The sequence below is a fragment of the Maribacter sp. UBA3344 genome, from assembly GCF_002362375.1.
Taxonomy (GTDB): Bacteria; Bacteroidota; Bacteroidia; order Flavobacteriales; family Flavobacteriaceae; genus Maribacter; species Maribacter dokdonensis.
On the sequence record NZ_DERI01000026.1, the window covers coordinates 33,107 to 59,132 of the forward strand.

The following is a 26,026-nucleotide window of genomic DNA, read 5'->3' on the forward strand; positions in this document are numbered from 1 at the left end:
AAATCTAAGAAAATGAGAACATTACTGAAAATAAAAAACAACTATTCCAGATTGATCTTTAATGTCGTTGTTTTGGTTGTACTTACATCGTTGAGTATATCTTGCGATTCGGTGGTAGAAGTTACAGATCCTGATATTGTTACACCGGAATCGCTTAATAGCGAAGCCGGTATACAAACCCTGCGCGCGGGTTCTTTGGGAGATCTTGCCGTGGCCATGAGCGGTTCCGCAGCAGGCCATGGGGCTACCACGGGCCTAATCGTTATGAGCGGCCTTATGGCTGATGAGTATAGTTATTCTGGAACCTTCCCCACTAGACGTGAGGCTGATACCCGAAACCTTCAAGATATTAACGGTGACATAAATACAATTTATGGTAACCTGCACAGATCACGAACCGGGGCCGAAACTACTATAGACCTTCTTGCCAATTTCGGCGGAAATCCAGAAGTGGAAAGTGAGATGCAAAGTATCGTTGGGTATGCCTATGTTATGTTCGCAGAAACCTTTTGCGGTGGGGTTCCCTTTAGCAAGGCACCTGCCGACGGAGGTGAATTGATCTATGGCGAGCCTTTGACTACTGAGCAAATGTTTAATGCTGCGGTCGAATGGTTTGATCAAGCCGTCACTAACGCCGGCAGCAACGATAAATTGGCCAACCTGGGGCGGTTAGGCAAGGCCCGCTCCCTTTTGGGCCTAGGACAAATTGATGCCGCGGCTGGCGAAGTAGCTGCTGTTCCATCAGATTTTGTTTACAATATTGAACAATCGGACAACAGTCGTAGACAAGAGAACGGTATTTATATAATGACTACTGTTCGCCGTCAGTTTTCTATAGCAGATGGCAAAGGCGGCAATGGTCTAATGTACCGCTCCGCTATGGATCCCCGGACACCTTGGGACGGGGGCACGGAATTTGGACAAGATGATATTACCCTGTATTACAACCAACTCAAATTCAATTCCTCCAGTGTACCCGTGGCCTTGGCCTCAGGAATAGAAGCAAGGTTGATCGAAGCCGAGGCGGCCGCTAGTGCAGATGATGCCCAAACCGTCGAGAATATACATAATGAACTTAGGGCCGCAATAGGTCTATCAGAGTTAGACCTCTCAGGAATTAGTGGCGAAGACCTTTTGCTGGCCCATTTTTCTGAACGTGCCTTTTGGTTGTTCAGTACAGGTCATCGACTTGGAGACCTAAGAAGACTTGTGGATGTTTATGATATGATGTCCTCTAGTGTGTTTCCATGGGGGCCTTATTTCAAGGGAGGGGAATATAATCCCAATCTTAAATTTCTAGTCCCACAGTCAGAATCGAACAACCCCAATTATGTTGGCTGTTTGGATTGAAAATATTTGAAAATGTCATACAAAAAAGAGAGGAGGCTTTTTTGAGCCTCTTTTCTTTTTAAGTTTGCTGAAGGCAAAGTTGTCAATTACATTTTTTATGAAAAACCTGTTAGCGATTCCAAAATTTGAACGTTCTCGAAGCTTCATTTTCTTATGTGTCTTGTTTTTGTTGTCCGGCACCGCTGGCCTTATATTCCAAGTGATTTGGATGTATCGGCTGGGACTTGTTTTCGGGAATGCGGCGTATGCAACAGCTGCAACATTATCCGCTTTTTTTCTCGGATTGGCCCTTGGGGGACGGTTTTTTGGCAAGGCTTCCGCCCGTTTTAAACGTCCACTTCGCTTATATGGCTTTATGGAGCTAGGTATTGCCGTAACGGCACTCTTGTTGGTTCCTGGCCTCCATTTCTACGAAAAGTACTATTCTGATATCGTATCTTTTTTAGGGGTTTCAAGAAGCGTTCTCTTAGTCATCAAGTTTGTATTTGGTATTTCATTACTTTTTTTTCCTTCATTTTTAATGGGAGGCACCTTTCCCGTTTTGGCACAGTACATCGGGAAAAACCGAATTGACCTTTCAAGACGTGGAACGATTTTGTATGCCGTAAATACCTTAGGGGCCGCTCTAGGTGCTTTTGCTGCCGCGTTTTATTTGTTAGCTAGGTACGGGGTCAGTGCAACCTATAGCTTTGCCATGGCCCTGGCTCTTTCCGTAGGGGTTCTGGCGCTTGTTCTCGACCGCTTTTATAAAACTCCTCGCCCAGCTGCTCTTGAAGCCTTCGATTGGTCTGAAAAGCACGAAAAATCCACTTACGCTTCATCCGAATTGGGTTATGGCCAATTCATCACGGTCGCCTTTTTTTCCGGGGCCTTGGCACTAGCGGCCGAAACCTTATGGACTAAAATGTTAGCCCAAGTTTTACAAAATTCGGTCTATTCGTTCGCTGCAATATTGGTAGTGTTCCTTTTATCCCTAGGGCTTGGCGGTATTTTATCCCATGTGCTGGTAAGGCTAAGGGCGCCGTCAACAAAATTTTTGATCTTATTGTTGGCCTCGGCCGCAATTTTGATAGGAATATCTCCAACGGTATTCAGTACTGTGACAAACGGACTTGAGTACCTTGCAGTGAACGCATCTTGGCTTACATATATATGGTCCGTCTTTAAACTAAGCCTAATAGTAATTATGCCTCCAACTATTATTTTAGGTGCCGTGTTTCCCTTTCTGTTGAAAGCGGCCCCTACAATCCATATGCCATCTGGGATAATCGCGGGCAAATTAGTACTCTACAATTCGTTGGGCGGCTTTGTGGGACCGGTAGTGGCAGGTTTTGTTCTACTTGATTTGGTCGGCCTCTGGAATAGTATAAAAATCATTGCTGTTCTGTATGGCATCTTAGCTCTATTGATTGTTTTCCCAGCATCCGGAAAAAAGAAAATTATTCAACTTTTATTACTAGTTGCATTGATTTTCGGAATATTCGTGTTGAAAAACCCACCTCTTGTACAATTGAAAACAGGAGAAAAAGTACTGGATTATTGGCAATCAAGCGACGGTGTTGTCTCTATAATACAATTGGCGGGAAATTTAGAGATGCGATTAGATAATTTTTATGTGCTCGGGGATTCGAAATCGTTTTTGATCGAGCAAATGCAGGCCCATGTTCCGCTTATGATACATTCAGCACCTAAAAATGTGGCGTTTTTGGGACTGGGTACCGGCATCACGGCAGGTGCCGCGTTTAATCATGATGTAGAAAATGTAGTAGCCGTTGAACTGGTGTCCAACGTGGTTACTGCGACAAAACGTTATTTTTCACCTTGGACCAATGGACTTTTCAAAGATAAACGGGCGCATATCGTAGCTGACGATGCCAGAAACTTTCTTCTGGGCGCCAATAAGAAATTCGACGTTATTATCGGAGACCTTTTTACCCCGTGGCATGCAGGTACGGGAAGTCTTTACACCCTTGAACATTTTGAACAAGTTAAAAAGCGATTATCGCCCGGTGGCATCTTTGCGCAATGGTTACCGCTATACCAGCTTACACCAGAGAACTTCAATACCATTGCCGCTACATTTGCAGCCGTTTATCCACAAGTGACACTCTGGCGGGCCGATTTTTCCACGGACCGGGCCAGTATCGTACTCGTTGGCCAGGAAGCAGGCTCACAGCTTAACGATAATACCTTACGCAAAAATATTGTCCATGTAGTGGGTAAGCAAATTGACCCGGAAAACAACCACATGGCCGGTCTTTTTTATCTAGGTAACTTGGAGGCCATTAGAAATCGGTTGTCGGGAGTTGAACTGAATACCGATGACAGAAGGTCTGTTGAATTTAAGGCACCTATTCTATCGCAACAAGCCAATTCGGGCAGTGCAAGCTATATTACAGGTAAGGAGTTGGATGATTTGTTGACCTTATTAAATACTAATCTTCCTGCTGGGAAAGACCCCTATCTTTCCAACTTGGCAAAGGAAGAAATTCGATTTGTAAAAGTGGGGGCGCTTTACCATCATTATTTGCGATATGTCAGTACCGGGGAAGAAGATAAGGCAAAAAAAATACGGGAACAGATACAGTTCTTGGCACCGGACTTTTTACAGACGGAGACCAAAGCTATTGATGAATAGAATAAGGGAATACCAACAAACAAGAAATAAAATGAATTACCAAAAAACAACTGGACCGATCAAGAACTATATGAAAAAAGTAAGCAACAAACCATTCTTTTTTTCGATTCCAATAATCATATCCATACTATCTTTTAGTCTTTCCTTTGCGCAACAAGATATCATCGATAAGGCCATAACAGTTTCGGGAACCGAAAAATTGAAAAATGCAAAGGCTTCATTTGATTTTAGGGATTATCAGTATACATACAAAAGAAACCAAGGGCGATTTGAATACACAAGAATCGGCAAGAAAGGCGATGGCACGGAAATACGGGATGTCTATACCAATAAGGGGCTGGTCCGCTATGTGGCCGATACCTTGATAAGCCTTACCGAAAAAAGAGAGAAAGCCTATACCAATTCGGTAAATTCAGTGATGTATTTTGCATTTCTTCCATTATGGCTCAAAGACCCCGCGGTCATTGTAGAAGACCAAGGTAGAAGCTTGATAAAAGGTAAGGAGTACTATAAAATCCGTATTACTTTCAAACAAGAGGGCGGTGGCGATGATTTTGAGGATGTGTTCCTCTATTGGTTCGATGTTGAGGATTATAGTATGGATTATCTGGCTTACAAATACTTTACCGGCAAAGGGGGAATGCGGTTTCGGGAAGCATACAACCAGAGCAACGTTAATGGGGTCGTAATACAGGATTACCGTAACCTACAACCTAAAATAAAGGACGGCATTGATTTTGATGAAATCGAGAAGGCTTTTGAAAATGACCAACTGGAAGAACTCTCACTCATTCAATTGAAAAATGTGAAAATCAAAACGATACCCAAACCTTAGCTCAGTCTAATTCATTCAAAGACCCGAAGTAGGTTTCCAGTAAGTTCAGTCTGGAATATTTTCAAAGGGTTGCTCGTAATACTGTTCAAGGGCTTTCCGGTTTGGTCAAAGCGTGCGCCATGAGTAGAACAATAGTAAATACCGCCGTCGTTCTCAACAAACCTAACTTCCTCGGTCTGTTGATGGCTACATATCTGACTGGCCGCCACAAAATTACCTTCTAAATTTTTAACTACGACCACATAGTCCTTCAAAATATAATCGCCGTTGTTCTGTAAGCCAGTACCCTCGTTGGAGCTAAGGTCTATCGTAAAATCGATTCCGGTAGGTATCGGTCTCATATCCTCTGGGGAAACGTCTCCGTTACCATCTTTGGAACAGCCTTGAACACACGGAAAAACAATGGCAAACGCGGCACCGGCACCTAAACTCCGCAAAAATTCTTTTCTTTCCATAATTAAAGACATTTAATATGAAAAACGTTTCTATATTGAAAATCGTATGCCGTTAATAGTTCTAGGCTTCTAGATTTATGTTCATTTTATATTCAAGCAAAACATTTGGGCAAACATGTTCTTGTCCACGACAATGATTCATCGTTTGATAGTATTTATTTCCCCTTTGCTTTAAACCAAAATTGTCAGAGCCTTTTAAGTACCAACACGTAAAATAAGACGAGGGCATTTACCGAAATCAAGGCTTAACACTAAAAGTTTGTGAAGTAAATTATATCAATAAAAAAGAAAATTATGCAGATATAATCTATAAAGAACACATACTTTAAACCGCTGAAAACAAAATGAGTGCAACGCAGATAAAAGAATCTTCGACGCTTTACGACGTAATCATAGTCGGATCCGGGGCAGGTGGCGGTATGGCAACGAAAATACTTGCCGATTCAGGCCTTAAGGTCGCCGTTGTGGAGGCCGGCCCCTATTTTGACCCCAAAGACCCCGAACAGATCACCCAATTAAAATGGCCCAGGGAATCGCCAAGAAGGGGTGCGAGTACGGTCAGGCCATTTGGGGATTTCGATAGTGCCTATGGCGGCTGGGATATCGAGGGCGAACCCTATACAAATAAAGACAGCAGTAATTTCAGATGGTTCCGCTCTCGAATGTTGGGCGGCAGGACCAATCATTGGGGCAGAATTGCATTGCGCTTTGGACCTAGGGACTTTAAACGTAAAACCGAGGACGGCTTGGGCGACAATTGGCCCATTGGTTATGAAGATGTCAAACCATATTATGACAAAGTGGACAAACTGATCGGGGTCTTTGGCACCAATGAGGCATTGCCGAACGATCCCGATGGTTTTTTTCTTCCTCCACCAAAACCAAGGCTGCACGAGCTTTTTTACATTAAGGGGGCAAGAAAATCGAATATCCCGTATATCCATCAAGGCTGTCCATCCTTACCAAAATGATAAATCAGGATAGGGGTATCTGCTTCTATTGCGCACAATGTTCCCGGGCCTGTATGGTATATGCCGATTTCTCGACGGAAACCTGTCTGATCTTTCCGGCGCAAAAAAATGGGGGCCAGATCGATCTTTTTGTGAATGCCATGGTCAGGGAAGTTACCACTGATAAAGAAGGCAAGGCAACGGGCGTTTCATACATCAACAAGGAAGACAGAAAAGAATATAAACTGAAAGGAAAGGTCGTAGTCCTGGCGGCCTCGGCCTGTAGTTCGGCCCGTATTCTCCTGAATTCAAAAAGTAGCCAACACCCAAATGGATTGGGCAATAGCAGCGATATTGTCGGGAAATATTTGCATGATTCCACGGGTGCGAGCAGGGCGGCCTTTATACCTGACCTTATGAACCGGAAAGTATCCTATAACGAAGATGGTGTCGGAGGTATGCATGTATATTCTCCTTGGTGGGGCGACATTAGGAAATTGGATTTCCCACGCGGTTACCATATAGAGGTATGGGGCGGAATGGGCATGCCCAACTATGGCTTCGGATTTGACCCCAACGAATTCAATAAGTTCTTCGGCTCCAAAGTTGGGGGTTATGGCAATGGTCTTAGGGACGATGTTAAAAGATACTATGGCTCCGTACTCGGCTTTGGAGGTCGGGGCGAATCCATAGCCATGAAGGATAATTTTTGCGAAATAGATTCAACCAAAGTGGATGAGTTCGGCATTCCGGTGCTTCGGTTCCATTACAAATGGTCGGACCATGAACGTAAACAGGTTAAGCACATGCAGGATACTTTTGAGGAACTGATCCACAATATGGGAGGCGAGGCCTTAGGTGCAAAACCTACCAAGGAACAGGATTTCGGCATCTCCCCTCCGGGATGGATTATTCACGAAGTGGGCACCACTAGAATGGGCAACGACCCTAAAACTTCAGTAGTAAATAAGTTTCAACAACTTCATAATACAAAGAACGTATTTATCGTTGATGCCGGTCCCTTTGTATCGCAAGCGGACAAGAACCCCACATGGACCATATTGGCGCTATCCTGGAGAACATCTGATTATATTATCGAACAGTTGAAACAACAGAATATTTAGAACATGGATCGAAGAAATAGTATAAAGTCAATTATTCTAGGGTCGGTCGCCGGTGGATTGGCGGTCCACGGCCGCAAACCGGAAGACGAGGTCAAAGCGGAGAAAACTGAAATGCTACAGGGATATAGTTACAAATATGGCAGGACTCCCAAGGAAAAGGAGCTGATCTTAGAACTGGAGGCGGAACAATTCTTCAACGAACATGAATTGGAAACCATAGCAGCTTTGAGAGATCTCATCCTCCCTGCCTCCGATGAATTTGGTAGCGCGACCGATGCAGGGGTGCCCGACTTTATCGAGTTCATGACCAAGGATATTCCGGAAATGCAGACGACCCTCCGGGGCGGCCTCATGTGGCTGGACCATAAGAGCAATACTGAATTCGGAACGGAATTTAAAACGGCTATCGAAGGACAGCAAAAACAGATCGTGGATGCCATTGCCTATCCTGATATAAATATTCCGGAGGGCGAACGGCCCCTTGAGATACAGTTTTTCTCCTTGATGCGAAACCTGACGCTAACAGGTTATTACACCTCTAAGGTCGGAATAGCCAATTTAGGCTACAAGGGCAATACGCCCAATGTTTGGGACGGCGTGCCCGAGGATGTACTGAAACAGCATGGTGTTGCCTACGAAAAAGAATGGCTGTCTAAATGTGTGGACCAAAGCAAACGGGGCGTAATGGCGGAATGGGACGATAAGGGCAATTTGTTGACATAACCCGTTTAAATAGGGTGCTTTTTAGAAGCTGTTTTGAAATTTTTTTCCCGGACATGACGATCGTCATGTTTCTGTTTAAACCCTTGTTTTATATTTGACCAAAGTCTTAGTAAGATAATTGGATTATCTATCTCATTGTCAGTAAGCTATAATTTTCAAAAGAAATTCTATTGCACTTGAAAGTGAAACAAAAAAACTTAAATTTAAAACGTGAAAAGCTTTTTGACCAAAATATTGTCAGTTTCTTTAGCCTTCGTAGTGCTTTTCGCCACTTCTTCTTTTACTGTGGATATGCACTTTTGCTGCAACAAGCTGGTAGATATGGCTGTTTTGAGCAAAGCGAAGCCATGTAAGGACAAAGTACAAGAAAGCGATAAATCTTCAAAAGAATGTTCTTTAGGGCAAAAGGATTGTTGTACAAATTCAACTTTTGTCAAAAAGGCGGACAACAATGCCAAAAAGGCCCAATTTGATCTCAGTACGGATCATATTGTCTTCTTACAAACATTTTTCTACACCTATGTAAATCTTTTTGAAGGGCTTGAACTAAAAGTAGTTCCCTTTACTACCTATGACCCCCCTTTTTTGGAGAAGGACATTCTTGTGCTTCATGAAACTTTCTTGATTTGATTTTTATCTAGACAGATTATTATATCGATAATCTGTACTTCCTATTGGCCAATACTTCGTTTGGCTCCCTATTGTCGTACCCTTTTTCCAACGACACTTATTCCAATTGGTCAAAGTACCAAATAGAATTTAGTCCCTATGGACTTAAAAAAATAGAACATTTAATCATAGCTAAATATGGATTCTCAAAGAGAATACTGGATCAAGAATATGGTCTGCAGTCGGTGCCTGAAAGTCATAAAACAGGAACTTGAGGAAATCGATGTAGAAGTACTTTCCCTTGAATTGGGCAAACTAACGGTTCGCATCACTACTGAAATCGATAAACAAATCGATTTAAAAATAGCAACGGTGCTTCACTCCAACGGTTTTGAAATCGCCAAGAACGAGGAGGAAATGATAGTTGAGAATATCAAGATCACCTTGATCGAACTCGTAACGGAACTGCCCTTCCTCATTAAGGAAAAGACTTCCGAACATTTGTCAGCACAACTACATCGCGATTATAAGATGTTAAGCAAAGTTTTCTCAAAAAATGAAAACCTCACGATTGAAAAGTACTTTATAAAGCTAAAGGTCGAAAGAGCCAAAGAGCTCATACAGTTGCAACAGCATGCATTCTCCGATATAGCTTATCTATTGGATTATAGCAGTGTTAACCACTTATCCAGACAGTTTAAGAACATTACCGGATGGAGCATGACAGATTATAAAAACGGTCGAAGCTGGGAAAGAACCTTTCTTGACGAAATTATATAAAGAAGAACGAAAATTATGCAGATGTAGACATTTAATAAGAAATAGTTTTACAAACAACTAAATACCAATAAGATGAAAAATAGCAGAATTTTAAGTAGTTGGGCTATAGTATATACCGTGTATTTTTTACTTGTGGGAATCAATTTACAGGCTCAGGAAAAATGGAACAAGACGAATTTAAAATAGATATAATGGACAAATTGCCAAAAATTGCGTTACCAGCAATATTCATCATTGTTGTGCTGGTTATTTTAATTGCAAAATCTGCTGTAACGATTGGATCCGGGGAGGCCGGGGTACTCTACAAAACCTTTGGGGGCGGAGTAGTTACAGATCAGCCCCCATTGGGCGAGGGCTTTCATATCGTGGCACCTTGGAACAAGGTTTTCATATATGAGGTCAGACAGCAAGAAGTTTTTGAAAAAATGCAAGTGCTTTCTTCCAACGGATTGGAGATAAAACTGGACGCCTCCGCTTGGTTTGAACCAAAGAGAGAATTTTTAGGAAAGCTTCACCAAGAAAAAGGTACGGAATATGTTAACCGTGTACTACTGCCCACAATAAGATCTGCAGCAAGAAGTGTTGTAGGACGCTATACCCCGGAGCAATTGTATTCCAGCAAACGAGATGCAATACAGGCGGAGATTTATGAAGAGACCAAAAAAATCGTTGATGGACAGTACATTCAGCTCAATGAGATACTAGTGCGAGATGTTACTTTACCAGGCACTATAAAAGAAGCTATAGAGCGTAAGCTTAAACAAGAACAAGAGTCGTTGGAATATGAATTTCGTTTGGTTACAGCCAAAAAGGAAGCGGAAAAAGTAACCATTGAAGCACAAGGAAAGGCGGATGCGAATAGAATTTTAAGCGCTTCCCTGACCGATAAGATATTACAAGACAAAGGTATCGATGCAACATTGGAACTAGCGAAGTCGCCTAACTCAAAAGTAGTTGTAGTGGGTAGTGGCGACTCTGGCCTACCCCTGATATTGGGCAATAATTGATTTTATAAAGTATGATAGGCAAAAGTTTAAACCGACCTAATTAAACCTTTGGATCGAAGCGAAAATTAGGACATCAAATGGGCCGCCGAAACTCGGGGCAAGTAAAAGAAATAGTTAAAACGAATCCAGTAACTCTTAAATCAAGTACAATGAAAAAAGGAACACTAATTTTTTCACTTATCGCGATTACCGCATTGAACAGCTGTAACCAAGAAACAGACGTAAAAACCATTCTTGAAGATTCAGAAACCAGAACAGAACTTTTTGATGCGATTGCTGGTAACCACAGCTACATGACCCAGTTCATGGACAAAATGCAAGACAACGATCACGCAATACAAATGATGCAGGGCAGCCATAAAATGATGGGTAATATGATGCAAGGCGGCGGCATACAGATGGTGATGAAAGACAGTACCATGATGAAAAATATGATGCAGTCCATGATGAAAGACGGAAATATGATGGGCAACATGATGAAAATGATGCACGACAAGGGCATGATGAGCGATGATTGCATGGAGTCTTGCAAGAACATGATGAATGAACAAGGACTGGATATTATAGAACAGGGCGAAGACGAATTGAGCAAAAGCCAAAGCCATGGCAATCATCATTAAAGTATAAAACATTTAACGCTAAAAATAAAAATTATGAAAGGTCATTGGATTTGGATGGTCATCGGATGCGGTCTACCGCTATTGTTGATTTTTTTCGCCCCCGCTTTGGGGATCACAGGGTATAACGGGCTTTTTGTCTTTATAATCGTAATGTTCTTAGTTCACTTGTTTATACCCCACGGTGGGCACGGCGGTAGTGGCCATGCGCACGGCGCACATGGCCGATCGGGCGAAAACAGCGGTCATGAACACGGAACGGAAAAACCTGCCGAAGAAACCCAAGAGGAACATAAGGGCCATAGGCATCATTAAAAATAAAATGGATAACAAATGAAACACAGATATCAAATAAACGGAATAAGCTGTGGTGGTTGTGTAGCACGGGTCAAGAAAACCCTGGAAGCACATCCCAGCATTGAAAAAGCGGAGATTTTCCTTCATCCAAAGGGAGCCACGATCATAAATATGAAAGAGAAACTTTCGGTAGAGGATCTACAAGAGCAACTCAGCAAACTTGATGGCTATACCATTACGGAAGTAATTTAAAATTAGAATAACCTTAAACGTAACACTATGTTTTTTAAAGATGGATTTTTTTGGGGAATGCACCTTATCTGGTGGACCATTTGGCTTGTGGCTTTGGGCTGGATTTTCTTTGCCCCGTCGAACTGGCCTTTTCCAGAAGAAGAGGAGGACGATACCTTGGTAACCCTCAAAAGACGCTTCGCAAAGGGCGAGATTAACAAGCAGGAATATGAGGACTCAAAACAACTTTTAAAATCGGATAATTAGTCCAAAAACAAACAACTATTAACCCTTAAAAACTAAAACTATGCATTTTTTCGACGGACATTGGGGCGGTATGCACTTTATATGGTGGATCATATGGTTGATCCTCTTGATCTGGATCTTTTATGTGCCCTATGATATCCCATATCAAAGAGTAAAAAAAGATGACCCGCTCAGCATTCTAAAAAAACGGTTCGCCAATGGCGAAATCACAAAAGAGGAATATGAAGAATCAAAAAAGATTCTAAAATCCGAATAAGAAGTATAAGCAAAATGTAACACTTAAAATAAATCAAAATGAAAACAATAAGCTACAAGGCTGCAGGGATTGTATTGGCCACAATACTACTGTCGGCCTGTGCACAAAAACAGGACAGTTCTGTAAAGGATATGCTTAAAGACGCTTCACAACAAGAGGAGGTCTTAACATTGATGGTGGAGAACCACGAACTGGGCAAAAAATATGTTACCAAAATGATGGAAAACGACCATGCCACGGGCATGGTGGTGGACGAACTGGTAAAAGCCGCTGCCAACGATACCATTCTCGCTGATAAACTGAGCGAGATGATTACCAAATACCCGGATTTAATGCTACTGACCAGCCACCATTTTATGCCCGTCATTGCTTCGGATAGTCTCTTAAGCGATACTTTTTGCGACCACACCCTTGAGCAAAAGGATTTGGCAAAAACTATGCACAATAAAATGGAGTACAGAAAAAGTCTGGAACGGAACCATTGATTAAAACTTTGGTCTTGGCATGAGGTATTTGCCTCACGAATGAATTATAACAACTATTAACCTTAAAATAAAAAATCATGAATCGCATCAATGTAAAAAAATTCGGCTTTGCAATGGGTTTTACAGGAGCCTTGGTCTATGCAGGGTGCATGATCGTAATGGCAACAGCCGGACAAGAAGGTACGATAACCTTCTTCAATAGCCTCTTACACGGGCTCAGTGTTACAAGTATTATTAGAATGGACGTTCCTCTTTTGGAAGCTCTTTTTGGAATCGTGCAAACATTCATCTTGGGCTGGCTTATTGGGGCCTGTATCGCGGCCTTTTATAACGTACAGCTCAAAACCCGAAAATAATAATTATGGATAGAAGAGATTTTTTAGGAACCGGTGCCGCATCGACCGCGGGCATGTTGTTTTTTCCTGGCAATCTGCTAGCGGAAAGTGCCAAGGAACAGAATAAGCAACGCTTGGTACAGCCATTGCCATATACCATAGATGGCGAATGGAAGGAATTTGAACTGTATATCGACCTACATACCCATGAACCGGCACCAGGGTTCAAATACCATACGTTGGCTTTTAACGATATGATTCCAGGCCCTGAAATAAGGGTAAACGTCGGGGACAAGGTACGGGTAAAGTTCACGAATAAAACGGATTTGAACCATACCATTCATTGGCACGGAATATTTGTGCCATGGCGTATGGACGGGGTGCCGTTCGTGACCCAACTTCCCGTAATGCCCAAAAATGAATTCATCTATGAATTCGTGGCAGAGCCTGAAGGCACCCATTTTTACCACTGTCATTGGGGGACACTTATGCATATGCAGGCCGGGATGTTCGGCAGCGTAATCGTAGAAAACCCCGACGACCCCATTAAAAAGAAATTCCCTTACGAAAGGGAATATACCTTGGTGTATTCCTCCCATGATACCAACTATATACGTGAAGAAATGAACAGTATGTTAGAACGAATGAAACAGCGGACCTTTTTGATGAAAGAGGGGAGGTTTACCAGCGAACAATGGGCTGTATTCGATAGTAAGGAACAATTTCTGGATAGTATGGAAAAGGGGTACCAACCTCCCTATCTGAACAATAGAAGGTCAAATTCAGATCTACCACAGGCTAATTGGTTTACGGTAAATGGCAAGTCCTATCCTTCTACTCCGTATTTGTTTATCAAGTCGGGCGAAAACATCAGAATACGTTTGATCAATGCAGGTGCAGAAACGCACCATTTACACATGCACGGCCATGATTTTTGGATGGTGGCGGATGACGGGGTGCCCATCGAGCATCCGTGGAAGAGAAATACGGTGCCATTGACCCCGGGCAAGACCTTCGATATTGTTGTGGAGGGTAAAAATAGGGGGATTTGGACCTTTCACGACCACGACACCCGCAAGGTAACCAACAACGGACTATATCCCGGAGGCAATTTGTTGGCCTTGGTTTATGAAGATCTGCCGGAAGATGAGCTAATTATTTCCAAATATTCCGGTAATCCCATGTACAATCCTAAAGCGGGTATGTCCGATATGGAGGGAATGAAATCTATGGGAAAAGATGAAATGGGCAGTATGGACAAAATGATGTTCGGGCAAGATAAATTACCCAAAATAGCCTTGGACGAATAGGAAATCTGCAATAAGAAACTATAATTAAAATGAAAAAGTTACTATATACTATACTATTTGTTTCGAGCTGGGGCTATACCCAGATTACCCCGGAATTTGAAATAGGCGCAAAAGGGGTCTTTTCCGGAAACCTAAATTTCAATTCCGACGAGTCAAGTGCCGTTTCGGATTTTTCAGATACGCAATTATTAATGGGCCTACGCCAAAAATTGTACAATGATTGGAGGGCAAAATTTGTTCTGGGGCTGCAGTTCCCGGATGCAAATTCAAATTTGGGGGAGGTTTTTTACAATAATATTTTTGTCCGGCTAGAGGATAAAAAGAACATCTTCAAGGTCGGGCGTACCCTTGCTCAAACGAATTTAAATGAATTCCCTACCCTTCGGGACGATGATGCCCAACGCTTTACCTATGCCCTGAACCCGTTTTCTGATGGTGTAAATACAGAACGGGACCAATATGCAAATGTGCTGGAATATGCCCGCATCTTTAAGCAACGCTTCTTGGTCTCGATACATGGCGAGAATTTTTATGACAGCACCGAACCCGATGACTTTAGGTTGAATTCCATGGGGTTGACCTTGATGTATCGGGTACCAGAAAGCCAACAGTGGAACCGCAACGTTTTACAGGAAATCGGGTTGAGCTACAACAACTATTTTACAGATAGGCCGGGGTATTCCAATGATTTTGATGCTTCGGTAAAAAATCTATTGTTCAGTACCACGATTAACCTAAAACCAGACCCGATCAACTTTTTGGATTTTAGGTTTCAGGCCATCCAAAATTTTGGTTGGAATGAAATAACGCAACTCAATAACTACTTCGATTATACCCGAACGGAATCAACTACTGTATTCGGAACCTTACGGTATCTAAAACAAAAACTGGAACGCCCCCATTATCAATTGGCAATAGGGGCCGGTTATAAGTCCTTATCAAATTTAGAGACAGATTCGGACCAATTAATGTTCATCGCCAATGGCTTTTATCGTCTCGGGCAAGATTTTGACATCGGGCTACAGTATCGGTATTCGGACAATAAAGGACTAACGGAAATCTTATTTGGAAAAAGTGAGCATCGTGTGCAATTGGCTTTGGTGTATTCCTTCAGTAGAATATTCAACAAACAGTTCGGCGATAGGGAGGATCTGTTGAGCCTGGAACACAATTATATCAAATAGAGAATTCATATGCAATACGTCTGGTTTATATGGTCGCTTATCCTCCTTGCCCTTTGGGGCCTGGTTTACCTTCTTAAAAAAGATGCTAGGAAGGAGATGCTCAAAATGAGTTGGATAACGATGCCTTTCGGACTTACTGAACCTTTATTTGTGCCAGAATATTGGCATCCGCCGTCCCTTTTTGATTTGGCGATACAAACGGGCTTCGATATTGAAAGCCTTATTTTCTCGTTCGCCATTGGGGGCATCGGTACGGTATTGTACAATCTAATTTTTAAAAGGAGGTACGTTAAAATACCACATTCGGAAAGGAGCCATAAAAGACATTCCCTGCATGTGTACATACTGTTTGTCCCCGTCCTGGTTTTTGCAGGGTTTAGCCTATTTACCGAGTTGAACCATATCTACTGTGGCATTTTGGCCATGTTCATAGGCGGTTTGGCAACCTTATACTGTCGTCCTGACCTAAAAGGAAAGATTTGGGTGGGGGGCATCCTGTTTACCGTACTCTACTTCGTGTATTTCGGAAGCATTTTGCCTTTCTACCCCGATTACGTAGCACTCTACTGGAATTTAGAGAACCTGACCCATATACTTATTCTCGGCATCCCGATTGAAGAGCTCTTGTTCGCTTTCACTTTCGGTATGTACTGGTCAGGGCTATATGAACACCTGTATTGGCAAAAATTAATGAAACCTATAGTTATCACTTAACTAAAAATTGTATCAATTATAAAAAATAAAAAGATGAAAATAGTATTAGCAATAGATGGTTCCGATTTTAGCAAAGTGGCCATTGACGAACTTGCCGGGATGCCTTTACCATCCAAAACCGAGGTATGTATTATAAATGTGTTTGAAAACCCTATGTTGACCGCTCCTGGTGCCCTTCCACTGGGCGGTACGCTTGGCAACTATTATGAAGAAGCCGTTTCCAACGCGAAAAAAGCCGCAGAAGATACTGTTAACGATGCCTCAAAATCATTAAAAGACAAGAATGAAGCATTGTCGATTACAACTGCTGTGGTCGACGGGCTTCCCAAAAGTGCAATTCTAGAAAAGGCGGAAGCCTTTGATGCCGATTTAATTGTCGTCGGGTCACAGGGCCATGGCGCATTCTCTAGATTTCTGCTCGGCTCGGTTTCTCAGTCCGTGGCAACACATGCCCACTGTTCCGTAATGATAGTACGGAAACGCAATTCGAAAGAAAAATAATTAGCAAAAAAGTTAATGATCAAGAATCAAATGGTAAACGGTATCGACGATAGTACATGCAAAGCGGAGGATGCCATCTGCTTGCCAAATTCTAGGCTGCCACGAGTTGTTATAGTTGGAGGAGGCTTTGCGGGTTTGGCGTTGGTGGAGGGGCTGAAAAACAAGGATGTTCAGGTGGTACTGATAGACCGTAACAACTTTCATCAATTTCAACCCTTATTCTATCAGGTAGCTACGAGTGGCCTCGAACCCGATAGTATCGTATTTCCTTTTAGGAAACAAATTAAAGGATACAGGAATGTGAGCTTCAGATTGGCCGAGGTACAGGAAATCCAAGCCTCCGCGAATACGCTGATAACGGACAAAGGCAAGCTTACCTACGATTATCTGGTCTTGGCAACGGGAACAAAGACTAACTTCTTTGGTATGGAAGAAGTCGAAAGAAATAGTTTGGGTATGAAGGATATTCGCGATTCCCTGAATATTCGCCATATGATGCTTCAAAACTTAGAGCAAGCAACGATTACCTGTGATGATAATGAACGTGATGCCTTGACCAATTTTGTAATAGTTGGTGGTGGTCCTGCTGGCGTAGAGATGGCAGGAGCTTTGGCTGAATTCTGCAAATACATTCTACCGAAGGATTATCCAGAATACCCTTCTTCCATTATGAACATTTATTTGATAGAAGCCATTGATGAATTGTTAAGTACGATGTCTGAAAAAGCCTCTACAAAAACCCTGAAATATTTGAAAGACTTGGATGTAAAGGTACTATTCAATGAATCGGTAAGCGATTACGATGGCTCAATAGTAACAACCAAAAGTGGGAAAACGATTTTGGCCAAGAACTTGATTTGGACCGCCGGTGTAAAAGGCGATTTCCCAAAAGGTATCGATGACAAGCATGTAGTCAAGGGCAATCGCTTAAAAACCGATGCCTATTTGAAAGTGGATGGCCAAGAAAACATTTATGCCATTGGCGATATTGCCGCCCTAATTTCAGAAGAGAGCCCAAAAGGCCACCCACAGGTAGCGCAGGCGGCTATGCAACAAGGAAAATATCTTTCGGTTACATTGATGGGACTTATCAATGACAAACCAATAAGCCTATTTAGTTACAGGGATAAAGGGTCTTTGGCTACCGTGGGCAAGCGCAAGGCAGTTGCCGATTTGGGAAAGTTGAAGTTTGCCGGATATTTTGCCTGGTTGCTATGGTCGGTCGTGCACCTATTGTCAATAAGCGGATTTCGAAACAAATTATTGGTCGGTTTCAATTGGGCCGTAAGCTATTTTTCCTATGAAAAGAGCAATCGCCTGATTATTAGAAATTTTAAACCAAAACCTTCAGTTAATAACACAAAGAAATAATTTACGAATGAAAGACACAACAGATAAAAACAATAAGCTTTCCCTAACAGGATCCATATCCCTAGGTACTGGTGTAATGATAGGTGCTGGGATATTTGTCCTTATGGGGCAAATAGCCGAGTTAGTAGGTGATCTGTTCCCGATTGCCTTTATTGCAGGAGCTGTTGTAGTGGGTTTCAGCTCTTATTCTTACGTAAAGTTCTCAAATGCCTTTCCGTCATCTGGAGGGGTGGTTAAGTTTTTCAATAAAGCCTATGGTCCTGGAACGACAACAGGTGTCTATTCCTTATTAATGTATGTATCAATGGTTGTCGCACAAAGTTTGGTGGCGGGAACCTTTGGCGCTTATACCCTTCGATTATTCCCAGAAAGTTATGCCGGTTATGCATCCATTCTTGGTATTCTACTATTGGTAACAGCTTATGTTATAAATATTCTAGGAAATAAAGTAATTGGAGCAACGGCCACTTTTACAGCAATTATTAAAGTAGGTGGCATTGCACTACTTGCGATTGCAGGTCTGATAGCTTCCGGATTTGCAGATATTACAGGAGACTATATCCCAAAAAATACCGAAACCTTACCAAAAGGATTTGGCTTTGTAGCGGCATTGGCATTGTCGATCCTTGCCTATAAAGGGTTTACCACAATCACGAATCAAGGTGGAGATATCAAAAATCCACACAAAAACCTTGGAAGATCCATTGTGATTTCAATTCTTATCTGCACACTTATCTATGTGACCTTGGCACTTGCTGTTGCAGGTGGTTTGAGCATCCCTGAAATAATAAAGGCAAAAGATTATGCTTTGGCAGCAGCAGCCGAACCTGTTTTTGGGGAATGGGGTTTATGGTTCACTATAGCCATCGCTATTGTAGCAACCTTTTCAGGGGTTATCGCCAGTGTATTTTCGGCATCGCGCTTATTGGGGATGTTGAGCAATATGAAACAGGTACCCTCTTTAAAAAAGATGGGTAATTTTAAAAACCCAGCGCTCATATTCACGGTTGCCCTTGCCATTTTACTCACTGCCCTTTTCGACTTAACAAGAATCGCTTCTATAGGAGCTATTTTCTACCTTATTATGGATATAGCTATCCATTGGGGACTTTTTCGCAACCTAAAAAACGAGGTGAAATTTAAACCCATCATTCCGTTAATAGCTATTGTAATGGACACGGTAGTACTGGCAGCCTTTCTATATATAAAATATCTGAATGATCCAATGGTGCTCATCGTAGCAGCAATTGGAATTATCCTGATTCTTGTTGCGGAACGGTTTTTTATGATTTCGCATACAAACGATGAAGGTAATATGCCAATGGGAATGAAAACTAAAAAAAACAATTAAACATAATTAATAAAAACAATTTATATGAAAAATATAGCAGTTATAGGATACGGAGTCATTGGAAAAAGGGTGGCGGATGCCATCAATCTACAAGACGATATGAAACTTTCGGGCGCGTGTGATATCATTAGCGATTGGCGCATTCAAAATGCGGTAAGAAAAGAGTACGATATCTACGCTGCAACTCAAGAAGCAGAAGGCAAAATGAAATCTGAAGGTATTTCAGTAAAAGGCGATTTGCACGACCTGTTGAAAAAATCGGATCTCGTTGTGGACTGTACCCCTAAAAAGATTGCGGCTCAAAATGTAGCAATTTATAAAGAACAAAACATCAAATTTATTTTACACGGAGGCGAAAAACACGAAACCACAGGCCATTCCTTTAGTGCTGAAAATAATTATCAGTCTGCTCTAAATCTAGATGCTACACGTGTAGTTTCCTGCAACACCACTTCCATCTTAAGAACATTGACCGCTTTAAAAAGAGCCAATTTATTGGATTACGCCAGAGGAACACTTTTGAGAAGAGCAACAGATCCTTGGGAAAGCCATTTAGGTGGTATTATGAATACGATGGTTCCTGAAAAAGACATCCCGAGCCACCAAGGTCCTGATGCTAAAAGTGTTGACCCAGATTTGGATGTCATCACTGCCGCAGTAAAAGTTCCAGAAACTTTGAGCCATATGCACTATTGGAACGTGAAGTTAAAAAAACAAGCCACAAAAGAAGAAGTGCTGAATGCTTTCAAAACGTCTAGTCGCATCAAACTGATTCAATATGACCAAGGCCTAGTTTCAAACAACACCATTAAGGAAATGTTTTTGGATATGGGAAGACCTTGGGGCGATATGTACGAAGTAGCCCTATGGGAAGATATGTTGAAAGTACAGGGCGACGAACTTTTTTATGCATACGTGGTAGATAATCAAGCCATTGTAATCCCCGAAACGATTGATGCCATTAGAGCATTAACTGGAATTGAAACAGATGGTGCAAAATCCATCGCCAAAACAAATGAAAGTTTAGGAATTCTTTAATCATTAATAAAATGAAAACAGACATAAATATTACAGAACTATTAGGGGAAAAAGCAGACTTCTATTTAGAACACGTTTGTGAAAAAATAACCAAGGACGAACTGCAAACCCCTAGTAGAACAAGCCTAGATAAGGTATTTACCCAAAGTAATAGAAATCCGCAAGTACTGCGAAGTCTTTCACAATTATATAACCACGGAAATCTTGGTGGCACAGGCTACTTGAGCATTCTACCAGTTGACCAAGGCATTGAGCATAGCGCAGCGTATTCATTCTATAAAAACCCTGATTATTTTGACCCAGAGAATATTATAAAATTGGCAATGGAAGCGGGATGCAATGGAGTGGCTTCAACCTTTGGTGTTTTGGGATTAAATGCAAGAAAATATGCCCATAAAATTCCATTTATAGTGAAGATTAACCACAATGAACTACTTACCTACCCTAATAAATATGACCAAACACTATTTGGAAAAGTAAAATCTGCGTGGGATATGGGAGCTGTTGCTGTGGGTGCTACCATCTATTTTGGTTCTGAAGAAAGCAACAGACAACTGGAAGAAATTTCCGAGGCTTTTGAAGAGGCTCACAATTTAGGTATGGCTACCATTTTATGGTGCTATACCCGAAACGAAACCTTTAAAACTGCAAAAGAAGATTACCACGCTGCTGCCGATGTAACTGGACAGGCCAATCACTTGGGTGTTACTATTCAGGCAGATATTATTAAACAAAAATTGCCTACAAACAATTTTGGCTTTAAAGAGATAGGGTTCGGAAAATATGATGATGCAATGTATGATACGTTGACAACAGATCATCCCATTGACCTTTGTAGGTTACAAGTAGCCAATTGTTATATGGGCAAAATAGGACTGATAAATTCTGGAGGTGGCTCTAAAGGGGAGTCAGATTTAGTGGAAGCAATAACTACAGCTGTAATCAATAAAAGAGCTGGTGGTTCTGGGTTGATTATGGGAAGAAAGGCCTTTCAAAAGCCCTTCGGCGAAGGCGTGGAAGTATTACAATCCGTTCAGAAAGTTTATTTGGATTCTAAAATTAGCATAGCATAACAGGAAAAAGAAATGTTCGATACAGAAGTAAAATCGCTTAAATCATTCAATCACTACCTCTCAAAATTGGTAGAAAGTCGTCTATGGCTAAAGGTTATCATTGCCTTATTTCTGGGTGTTGGGTTTGGTTTACTTTTAAGTCCTCAAAATGGGTGGATTACTAAAGAAACAGCTGATATAGCAGGAGATTGGCTGGCATTGCCTGGTGTACTTTTTCTGAAATTGGTGCAGATGATTATGATTCCTTTGATTGTGGCTTCCATTATTACCGGAATCGCAAGTAATGACAAGGACAGTCTAAAAAAATTAGGTGGTGGCGTTCTCTTATATTTTCTAGGTACGACCATAGTTTCGGTAAGTTTGGGTGTTATACTATCTCAACTTTTTAGACCTGGGCGTTTTTTACATCAGCAGGCTCTAGATGAACATAATGAAATTACAGCTGTCCCAACGGAAAGTCCAGAGCTTTCCTTTGGTCTTGAAACCATCCCAGATACCATATCGAACTTGCTTCCAGAAAACCCTTTGGCATCTATGGTTAGTGGTGAAATGTTAAGTATCGTGATTTTCACAATCATTATTGGTGTAGCTGTGCTATCGCTTGAGAATTCTTTACTGCGCCCAGTAAAGCTTCTTTTAAGTGCCATTCAGGAAGTCTGTATGACGGTGGTAAAATGGTCAATGCTTCTAGTGCCTATCGTCGTTTTTGGTCTTATGGCGCAGCTTACCTCTAGTGTTGGTTTAAGTTCATTGTCAGGTCTAACCTATTATGTTGGAGTCGTACTTCTCGGCCTTCTGTTATTGGTAATTTGCTATTTGGGACTCATCGTACTTCTCGGAAAGACAAATTCATTGCACTTTCTTAAAAAAATAAGGGATGTTCAATTATTGGCTTTTTCCACCACAAGTTCGGCGGCAGAAATGCCCTTATCATTGAAAACCGCCGAAGAGGAATTGAAAGTGGACAAAACTATTAGCAATTTTATAATTCCTATTGGTGCAACCGTCAATATGGATGGAACGGCACTATATCAAACTATTACTACACTTTTTATCGCTCAAACTTACGGTCTGGAAATGAGTTTACTCAATATTATAGTGGTCATTGTAACCATTGTCGCTGCTTCCATTGGTACACCTGCCATCCCAGGAAGTGGCGTGGTCATACTTGCTTCTGTTTTGGGAAGTGTCGGGATTCCTGCTGAAGGGATCATCATTATCATTGGTGTAGAAAGACTTTTGGGAATGTTTAGGACTGCTGTAAATGTAACTGGTGATTTGACTGCCTGTATGGTTTTTAATAGGTTCTATGGTAAAATCCCAATCTTGGTCAGTGAGAAAACGAATAATAAATCAAGTTCAAAACAATGACATTATTACTCATATTCATAGTGTTCATTTTACCTGTTGCAGCTATAGCAAGCTATCAGCATTACAAGATTGGTATGCAACCAGCTTATGATGCCAACGAAACGCTTTTAAATTATGAAATAGTAGGTTCTGGTGAGAACAAACTTGTTTTGTTGCACGGATTAACAGGCTCTTTACACTATTGGAAACGTGAATTAGAAAGCATTAAAAAAACACATTCTTTGCTTGTAATAGACCTTCTCGGGTTTGGAAATTCCCCTAAACCCAAAGGCGATTATACCCTTTCTATGCAATTAACTGCTATTGAGTTGATTCTTAAAAAAGAAGGATTCAATGACGGAAATACCATTATTACGGGACATTCTATGGGAGCTATGATTTCAATGGCGCTATTGGAAAAGCAACCCACTTGGTTCAAGAAAGGAATTTTTATAAGCATACCCGTTTATAAAAACGCTGATGAATTTAAAGAAATTATGTCGTCGCATTCTTTTGTAGATAGGATTTCAACAAGCAAATTCTCAAAATACATCTGTATGATTCATCCCATATTTATGTCACGTGCATTCAAGCCTGATAACCTAACGGATGAAGTTTATGAAGATGCAAAAAAACATCATTGGATGAGTTATTATTATTCACTCACAGAAGTTATTTTGAAAACTGATTTATATGCGATAGCAAGGAAAATTTCGGATAAAGACGTGCTTTTTATTCACGGAGAAAAAGACACCACTGCACCTTTAAAAAATGCCTTGAAATTATTAAAGGAATTTAAAAGCGCACAACTGATTACTTCATCTGAAGGAGACCACCAGTTCTTTTTGAAAGAAGCAGGATTTGTTTGGAGCACAATCCAAGATTTTACTATTTCAGAAAAAAAGTTACAAAAAACCATATCTAATGAACACTAATAAAATTAAACATATAGGCGTATTTACATCTGGAGGTGATAGCCCTGGGATGAACGCTGCGCTCTACGCCATTGCCAAATCCGCTGAAGCAAAGGGAATAAAAGTAAGTGGTTTTCGAAAAGGGTATGAAGGGTTGATAGATGGCGATTTAGTACCATTAAAATCTCACGAACTAAAAAAAATAACCCAAAAAGGCGGTACAATATTAAAAACAGCACGAAGCAAACGTTTTCTGGAATTAGAGGGGCGTAAAAAAGCCTTTCAATCCCTCAAAGCAAACAACATAGACGCTTTAGTTGCCATTGGCGGTGATGGAACTTTTAAAGGATTATTGGCTTTTTCAGAAATATGCGATATCTCATTTATAGGTATTCCTGGGACTATCGACAACGATATTTCTGGTACTGATTATACCCTTGGCTTTGATTCCGCAGTAAACACAGCCATTGAAAATATTGATAAAATAAAGGACACTGCCGAATCTCATAACCGTGTATTTATTGTTGAAGTAATGGGAAGGGATTCAGGATATATCGCTATTCATTCAGGATTAATGGTAGGTGCCGATGCTATACTAATTCCCGAGAGTGGCAAAGACTTTATTTACCTATTAGATAAAGTTAAAAATTACGATAGCGAAGACCCTTTCCTTGTCGTGGTTTCCGAAGGTGATGAGTTAGGCGCTGAACTTATTTCCTCAAAAATAAAGGAGGTTAATTCCAATGTCGATTTACGAATTACAAAACTCGGCCACGTGCAGCGAGGCGGAAATCCTTCTGCTTTAGATAGAATGTTGGGAATTAGACTTGGGGTGGCAAGTGTAAACGCTCTTTCACAAGGTAAAAAGAATGCAATGGTTGGTGTTTTGAATAATCAATTGCATCTAACCCCTTTTAAAGAGGTGGTCAAGCAACATCAGGTAAATACTGAATTATATGAACTTTTAGAATTATTTGGAAAGTAGAAATGATAGAAGCTTTTAAAAACATCAATCCCTTTATCCTCGGACTACTCATCAGTCTGGGCATTGGTCTTATTTTGGGATTGGAACGTGAATACGATAAATTGAAGGAAGAACAAGGTTTTGCTGGAATAAGAACCTTCCCGATTGTCGCCATCATTGGTTATATCTTGGGAAATCTTTCTATAGCTTATACACCTTGGTTGGTAATTATAATTGCCGCAGCATTTCTTTTGTTTCTGTCTTTGAGTCATCTTTCCATAGTGCAAAAGCATATTATGACTGGTATTACCACCAATATGGCACTGTTCGCTACGTTGATTTTAGGGGTTATGGTTGCTAATCATTTGCATAAAGAAGCAGTTGCTACTGCGGTAGTAGTAGTTACACTGTTATCATTGAAAACAACCTTTAATACCTTCATTAAGAATATTACTTCAGAAGAACTTTTTGCCTTTATTAAGTTTGCAATTATTGCGCTTTTAATTTTACCTTTTTTACCAAATGACGATTTTGGTCCAGAAGGTTTGCTGAACCCTTTTGAGATTGGAACAATAATAGTGATTGTCTCTTTTCTGAATTTCATCGGCTACTTTCTTGTAAAATATGTAGGTTCTAAACGAGGTATTCTGCTCACTGCAATTTTGGGTGGATTGATTTCAAGTACCGCAGTATCTTGGATATATGCTTCTCGCAGTAAAGAATCGCCAGAACTTTCAAAAGAATATGCTGCCGGTGTCATTATAGCTTCGGCCATAATGTTTCCAAGGCTTGCCATTCTTGCCTATATTTTTAATACTGCCATACTCTCTTATTTGGCCGTTCCCTTTACTATCCTAACACTGATCTGTTTGATAAGTGCCATCCTATTTATTAGAAAGAATACCGAAGTCTCAAAAACAGCAATTGATCTTGGCAACCCACTTAATATATTGAACGCCCTTGGCTTTGGTGGTATTTATGTGGTCATCTTATTTGCAGTTTTTTATGGAAATCAATTTTTTGGTGAAAGCGGTTTATATTATTCAGCGCTAATTGCAGGATTGGCAGATACGGATGCGATAACTATTAGTATGGCAAAATTTGGGTCTTTAGAAGACAAACTCGCGCTTGCCACCAATGTCATTATAACAGCAACCATAAGTAATATGATTGTGAAGTTGGGTATTACCTATTTCAAAGGTTCCAAAAAAACGGGGAAACTGGTAATGCTCATTTTTGGAAGTGTCGTTGTCGTCGGTATAGCCTATATTTTAATACAATTCGGAATTTAAAAATA

At 41.1% G+C, this 26,026-nt stretch carries 27 protein-coding genes and 1 pseudogene; 27 read left to right on the top strand and 1 reads right to left on the bottom strand.

Translation table 11 applies throughout. The features are described from left to right. Positions 1-12 precede the first annotated feature (12 nt). The 3 genes from B2Z27_RS15825 to B2Z27_RS15835 all read left to right on the top strand — a co-directional run bounded on the left by B2Z27_RS15825 (position 13) and on the right by B2Z27_RS15835 (position 4,823). Complete coding sequence (locus B2Z27_RS15825; RefSeq protein ID WP_286814379.1) at positions 13-1,350, top strand: hypothetical protein; 1,338 nt, start codon at positions 13-15, stop codon at positions 1,348-1,350. A 97-nt stretch (positions 1,351-1,447) separates the two neighbouring features. Then, a complete protein-coding gene (locus B2Z27_RS15830) occupies positions 1,448-3,988 on the top strand; it encodes a spermidine synthase (protein ID WP_286814380.1) in 2,541 nt (846 codons plus the stop codon). Positions 3,989-4,019: 31 nt separating this feature from the next. Beyond that, positions 4,020-4,823 (top strand): DUF6503 family protein, encoded by an 804-nt coding sequence (locus B2Z27_RS15835; RefSeq protein ID WP_286814381.1) that lies wholly within the window; start codon positions 4,020-4,022, stop codon positions 4,821-4,823. An 11-nt stretch (positions 4,824-4,834) separates the two neighbouring features. Here B2Z27_RS15835 and B2Z27_RS15840 read toward each other — a convergent pair whose 3' ends face one another. Beyond that, positions 4,835-5,278: a ubiquinol-cytochrome c reductase iron-sulfur subunit gene (locus B2Z27_RS15840; RefSeq protein ID WP_286814382.1), complete on the bottom strand. Its 444-nt coding sequence runs from the start codon at positions 5,276-5,278 to the stop codon at positions 4,835-4,837. Positions 5,279-5,622: 344 nt separating this feature from the next. Between B2Z27_RS15840 and B2Z27_RS15845 the strand changes: the two are divergent. The 24 genes and pseudogenes from B2Z27_RS15845 (at position 5,623) to B2Z27_RS15960 (ending at position 26,021) form a co-directional block, all read left to right on the top strand. Then, positions 5,623-7,352 (top strand): annotated as a pseudogene (locus tag B2Z27_RS15845) (GMC family oxidoreductase). A 3-nt stretch (positions 7,353-7,355) separates the two neighbouring features. Then, positions 7,356-8,075: a gluconate 2-dehydrogenase subunit 3 family protein gene (locus B2Z27_RS15850; RefSeq protein ID WP_286814383.1), complete on the top strand. Its 720-nt coding sequence runs from the start codon at positions 7,356-7,358 to the stop codon at positions 8,073-8,075. A 222-nt stretch (positions 8,076-8,297) separates the two neighbouring features. Beyond that, positions 8,298-8,705: an HYC_CC_PP family protein gene (locus B2Z27_RS15855; protein ID WP_286814384.1), complete on the top strand. Its 408-nt coding sequence runs from the start codon at positions 8,298-8,300 to the stop codon at positions 8,703-8,705. 177 nt (positions 8,706-8,882) lie between these two features. After that, a complete protein-coding gene (locus tag B2Z27_RS15860) occupies positions 8,883-9,464 on the top strand; it encodes a helix-turn-helix domain-containing protein (protein ID WP_286814385.1) in 582 nt (193 codons plus the stop codon). A gap of 191 nt (positions 9,465-9,655) precedes the next feature. After that, complete coding sequence (locus B2Z27_RS15865) at positions 9,656-10,471, top strand: prohibitin family protein (protein WP_286814473.1); 816 nt, start codon at positions 9,656-9,658, stop codon at positions 10,469-10,471. A gap of 77 nt (positions 10,472-10,548) precedes the next feature. Next, positions 10,549-11,091 (top strand): hypothetical protein, encoded by a 543-nt coding sequence (locus tag B2Z27_RS15870; RefSeq protein WP_317197100.1) that lies wholly within the window; start codon positions 10,549-10,551, stop codon positions 11,089-11,091. Between the two features lie 105 nt (positions 11,092-11,196). After that, entirely contained in the window at positions 11,197-11,403 is a 207-nt protein-coding gene (locus B2Z27_RS15875) for a hypothetical protein (RefSeq protein WP_286814386.1), read from the top strand. Between the two features lie 18 nt (positions 11,404-11,421). Beyond that, positions 11,422-11,637, top strand: coding sequence for a heavy-metal-associated domain-containing protein (locus tag B2Z27_RS15880; RefSeq protein WP_210707506.1), 216 nt, complete (start codon positions 11,422-11,424; stop codon positions 11,635-11,637). Between the two features lie 27 nt (positions 11,638-11,664). Next, positions 11,665-11,883 carry an SHOCT domain-containing protein gene (locus B2Z27_RS15885; RefSeq protein WP_286814387.1) on the top strand — a complete coding sequence of 73 codons (219 nt, stop codon included), beginning with the start codon at positions 11,665-11,667 and terminating at the stop codon, positions 11,881-11,883. A 40-nt stretch (positions 11,884-11,923) separates the two neighbouring features. After that, positions 11,924-12,139 carry an SHOCT domain-containing protein gene (locus B2Z27_RS15890; RefSeq protein ID WP_210707508.1) on the top strand — a complete coding sequence of 72 codons (216 nt, stop codon included), beginning with the start codon at positions 11,924-11,926 and terminating at the stop codon, positions 12,137-12,139. A 38-nt stretch (positions 12,140-12,177) separates the two neighbouring features. Then, positions 12,178-12,624, top strand: coding sequence for a hypothetical protein (locus B2Z27_RS15895; protein WP_210707509.1), 447 nt, complete (start codon positions 12,178-12,180; stop codon positions 12,622-12,624). Positions 12,625-12,701: 77 nt separating this feature from the next. Then, on the top strand, positions 12,702-12,980 hold the full coding sequence (locus tag B2Z27_RS15900; RefSeq protein WP_286814388.1) for a DUF5676 family membrane protein: 279 nt from the start codon (positions 12,702-12,704) through the stop codon (positions 12,978-12,980). A 5-nt stretch (positions 12,981-12,985) separates the two neighbouring features. Then, positions 12,986-14,269 carry a multicopper oxidase family protein gene (locus B2Z27_RS15905; protein WP_210707511.1) on the top strand — a complete coding sequence of 428 codons (1,284 nt, stop codon included), beginning with the start codon at positions 12,986-12,988 and terminating at the stop codon, positions 14,267-14,269. 29 nt (positions 14,270-14,298) lie between these two features. Further along, positions 14,299-15,453 (top strand): hypothetical protein, encoded by a 1,155-nt coding sequence (locus B2Z27_RS15910; protein WP_210707512.1) that lies wholly within the window; start codon positions 14,299-14,301, stop codon positions 15,451-15,453. Between the two features lie 105 nt (positions 15,454-15,558). Next, entirely contained in the window at positions 15,559-16,167 is a 609-nt protein-coding gene (locus B2Z27_RS15915; protein WP_244745172.1) for a lycopene cyclase domain-containing protein, read from the top strand. Between the two features lie 33 nt (positions 16,168-16,200). Continuing rightward, positions 16,201-16,668, top strand: a complete 468-nt coding sequence (locus B2Z27_RS15920) for a universal stress protein (protein WP_210707514.1) — start codon at positions 16,201-16,203, stop codon at positions 16,666-16,668. Positions 16,669-16,698: 30 nt separating this feature from the next. Then, a complete protein-coding gene (locus B2Z27_RS15925; RefSeq protein WP_414673610.1) occupies positions 16,699-18,039 on the top strand; it encodes an NAD(P)/FAD-dependent oxidoreductase in 1,341 nt (446 codons plus the stop codon). A 7-nt stretch (positions 18,040-18,046) separates the two neighbouring features. Beyond that, positions 18,047-19,390 carry an APC family permease gene (locus B2Z27_RS15930; RefSeq protein WP_210707516.1) on the top strand — a complete coding sequence of 448 codons (1,344 nt, stop codon included), beginning with the start codon at positions 18,047-18,049 and terminating at the stop codon, positions 19,388-19,390. Positions 19,391-19,414: 24 nt separating this feature from the next. After that, complete coding sequence (locus tag B2Z27_RS15935; RefSeq protein WP_210707517.1) at positions 19,415-20,428, top strand: type II glyceraldehyde-3-phosphate dehydrogenase; 1,014 nt, start codon at positions 19,415-19,417, stop codon at positions 20,426-20,428. 11 nt (positions 20,429-20,439) lie between these two features. Beyond that, positions 20,440-21,501: a class I fructose-bisphosphate aldolase gene (locus tag B2Z27_RS15940; protein ID WP_210707518.1), complete on the top strand. Its 1,062-nt coding sequence runs from the start codon at positions 20,440-20,442 to the stop codon at positions 21,499-21,501. A gap of 12 nt (positions 21,502-21,513) precedes the next feature. After that, a complete protein-coding gene (locus B2Z27_RS15945) occupies positions 21,514-22,872 on the top strand; it encodes a dicarboxylate/amino acid:cation symporter (protein WP_286814389.1) in 1,359 nt (452 codons plus the stop codon). Further along, positions 22,869-23,786, top strand: coding sequence for an alpha/beta fold hydrolase (locus B2Z27_RS15950; RefSeq protein ID WP_286814390.1), 918 nt, complete (start codon positions 22,869-22,871; stop codon positions 23,784-23,786). Before B2Z27_RS15945 ends, B2Z27_RS15950 begins: the two co-directional genes overlap by 4 nt. Further along, positions 23,776-24,750 (top strand): ATP-dependent 6-phosphofructokinase, encoded by a 975-nt coding sequence (locus tag B2Z27_RS15955; RefSeq protein WP_210707521.1) that lies wholly within the window; start codon positions 23,776-23,778, stop codon positions 24,748-24,750. The genes B2Z27_RS15950 and B2Z27_RS15955 overlap by 11 nt, the downstream gene beginning before the upstream one ends. A 2-nt stretch (positions 24,751-24,752) precedes the next feature. Continuing rightward, on the top strand, positions 24,753-26,021 hold the full coding sequence (locus B2Z27_RS15960) for an MgtC/SapB family protein (RefSeq protein WP_210707522.1): 1,269 nt from the start codon (positions 24,753-24,755) through the stop codon (positions 26,019-26,021). The last annotated feature ends 5 nt before the right edge of the window (positions 26,022-26,026 follow it).